At 71.1% G+C, this 3,019-nt stretch carries 3 protein-coding genes; 1 reads left to right on the plus strand and 2 read right to left on the minus strand.

All coding sequences use genetic code 11. The features are described 5' to 3' along the window. Window positions 1–273 precede the first annotated feature (273 nt). Window positions 274–816 (minus strand): DUF1707 domain-containing protein, encoded by a 543-nt coding sequence (locus tag ACFWM7_RS34725; protein WP_383268613.1) that lies wholly within the window; start codon window positions 814–816, stop codon window positions 274–276. Between the two features lie 47 nt (window positions 817–863). After that, window positions 864–1,310 (minus strand): winged helix-turn-helix transcriptional regulator, encoded by a 447-nt coding sequence (locus tag ACFWM7_RS34730; protein WP_383268616.1) that lies wholly within the window; start codon window positions 1,308–1,310, stop codon window positions 864–866. 217 nt (window positions 1,311–1,527) lie between these two features. Between ACFWM7_RS34730 and ACFWM7_RS34735 the strand changes: the two genes are divergently transcribed. Continuing rightward, window positions 1,528–2,985, plus strand: a complete 1,458-nt coding sequence (locus tag ACFWM7_RS34735) for an MFS transporter (protein ID WP_383268619.1) — start codon at window positions 1,528–1,530, stop codon at window positions 2,983–2,985. The last annotated feature ends 34 nt before the right edge of the window (window positions 2,986–3,019 follow it).

Here is a 3,019-nt window from a genome sequence, read left to right on the forward strand (position 1 = left end):
CGCTCACGGCGGCCGGGGCGGTCGTGTCCGTGAGGGGCACCCATCAGACCTGTCGTATCGGGCCGGTCCCGGCGAATTCGCTGTCCGGGAGAGGGGTCCGTGCGGGAGGCTGCATGCGTGATCGAGCGAGAAGCCGCCATTCGGACCGTCAAGGCCCAGTTGGAGCGCGACTACAGTGCTAGGCACAGTTTTCCCCGAGAGGGCCGCGATGGGAAGACCTGACCAACAGGCCGTGTCCGCCAGGTCCCGATCCGCGCGCACCCGGTGGGCACCTCAGCGCCAGGCGTGGCGGATCCTCAGCCGCCCGTAGCCCATCGCCCCCGAGAAGCGGAAGCGCGGCGCGCCCGGGCGGCTCGGCTGCCGGGGCCGGTAACGGAGGTCCTTCCACCCGGTGTTCAGGCCCTCGACCTCGACGATCGCATCGCGCGGCACCGTGATGCTCGCGTTGCCGGTGCCGAGGCTCAGCTCGATGTCGACGACCGGGTACGCGATGACCGCCCGGGACAGATCCAGGCGCACCCTCCCGAAGGCGGACTCGACCTTGAGGGTCCTGGGCACCCGCCAGGCGCCCCGCCGCTTGATCCGTCCACCAGCGGCGGCGATCGTCGACGTGGTGCCCGGGTCCTCCGCCGGGAGCTGCTCCAGGGCCACCGCCAGCTCGGCGCGCGTCGTGGCGGCGAGCACCCGGCCCAGGCGCTCGTCCATCTCCTCGTGCGAGATGCGCTCCTCGGCGTACGCCTCCCGTACGCGCCGCACGGCGCTCTCGCGGTCGTCTTCGCCCACGCGCGACACGGCGTTCCCCTGAGGTGTGGTCACCCGTTCACTGTAGTGCGGCGCCGGTCGCGTGGACATGGTGAGACTGCTCAGGAGACCGACGCCGCCTCGGCTTCCTTACGGCTGTCGTAGTCGGCACGCGCCTTTGCGATCTCCTGCTGGTGGCTCTCGGTCCAGTCGACGAGGGACCTGATCGTCGTGTGCAGCGTCGCACCCAGCTCCGTCAGCTCGTACTCCACGCGGGGCGGGACGACGGGGTACACCGTGCGCCGCACCAGGCCGTCGCGCTCCAGCTGGCGCAGGGTCACCGTGAGCATGCGCTGGCTGATGCCCTCGATCAGCCGGCGCAGCTCGGAGAAGCGCAGCGTGCGGCGTTCCAGATGGGCGATGGCGAGGAGCGACCACTTGTCCGCGACGCGGTCGAGGATCTGCCGGACCTCGCAGCCCTCGCGGACGTCCCACTGGCTGATGTCGTAGTCCGGGCCGGCGTCGGTATCGACGCAGTGACTCGGTGACTTCGAAGTGCCTTCTTCCATACCGCCCCACGGTGCCGCAAGCTTCAAGTGGTTACAAGAGGGAACCGACCGGCAGACCGGTAACTCGCCTATCTTTCGCGCTGCTTGAGGCCATTGCACGCGAACCCCGTTTCACCCGACCGCTGTTGGCGGCTGTTCGCCATGCCCGTTTCGTCCGCGCACAAGGAGAAGTCCCGTGTCCTCATCACCGTCCCCTTCGAGACCGAGCAGTGACCGCATGACCGGACGCGCCTGGGGTGTGCTGTTCGTCCTGTGCGGCGCGATCTTCCTCGAAGGCATCGATGTGGCCATGCTGAACGTGGCCATGCCCGCGATCCGCGAGGATCTGGATCTGCCCACCGGCACGCTCCAGTGGGTGATGAGCGCGTACGTCCTCGGCTACGGCGGTTTCATGCTGCTGGGCGGCCGGGCGGCCGATCTCTTCGGCCGGCGACGGATGTTCGTCCTCTGGCTCGTGGTGTTCCTGCTCTTCTCCGGGCTGGGCGGCCTGGCCACCGAGGGCTGGATGCTGATCGTCGCCCGCTTCGTGACCGGGATCGCCGCGGCCTTCATGACCCCGGCCGGGCTGTCCATCATCACCACCGGCTTCCCGGAGGGGCCGCAGCGCAACAAGGCCCTGCTCGTCTACGCGGGCACCGCCGCGGGCGGCTTCTCCATCGGCCTGGTCGTCGGCGGGCTGCTCTCCGCCATCGACTGGCGCTGGGTGTTCTTCGCCCCGGTCATCCTCTCGTTCGGCATCCTGGTCGCCGCGCTCGCCCCCATCCCCGCCTCGCCGCGCCCCGACCGCACCGGACAGGGCGTCGACCTGGCCGGAGCGGTCACCGTCACCGCCGGGATCCTGCTCCTGGTCTTCGGCGTCGAGCGGGCCACGCACGCCCCGGCCCGCTGGACCGTCGTCACGATCGGCGCGGCCCTGCTGCTCTTTCTCGCGTTCGTCGTCATCGAGCGCGCCTCGACCTCGCCGCTGGTGCGCCTGGGCATCTTCCGCAGCGGGTCGCTGGTCCGCGCCAATGTGTCGGGGCTGCTGTTCGCCGCGGGGTTCTTCGGCTTCCAGTTCATCGCCGTGCTCTACCTCCAGGAACTGCGCGGCTGGTCGCCCCTCCAGACCAGCCTCGCGCTGATCGTCATCGGCGTGGACGCGGTCCTCTCGCCGCTGCTCACCCCGAGGCTGGTGGCCCGGTTCGGCAACGCCCGGGTCATCGTCGTCGGGTTGTTCGTCGCCTCGCTGTCCTACGCCCTGTTCCTGCCGCTCGCCGCGGACTGGACGTACGCGGCGATGTTCCCGGGCCTGCTCCTGCTGGGTGTCGCCTTCTCCCTGGTGTACGGGCCGCTCACCATCGTGGCCACGGACAAAATCGCCGAGGAGGAACAGGGCGTGGCGGGCGGACTGCTCTACACGTCCTTCCAGTTCGGGGCGGCGCTGGGGCTGTCCGCCGTGGCCGCCGTCAACGTCGCCGCCACGGACGGGACGTCACCGGCCGCCCTCCTCGACGGGTACCGGGCGGCCCTGGTCGTCCCGCTGGCCGCCGCCCTGATCGCCGCCGCCGTCAGCGCGTCCGGTCTCCGCACCCGGCGGGCGGGGGTGCCGGGCTCCCCCATCGGGGGCCCCGGGGCCGTGCCGGCCGGGAGCGGCGCACCGGGCGGGGTCGAGCAGCCCGCCGGGCTCGGATCCTGATCGCGCGTACGCCGGGGTTACGCGGGGGTACGGC

Source organism: Streptomyces sp. NPDC058375, from assembly GCF_042723425.1.
Classification (GTDB): domain Bacteria; phylum Actinomycetota; class Actinomycetes; order Streptomycetales; family Streptomycetaceae; genus Streptomyces; species Streptomyces durocortorensis.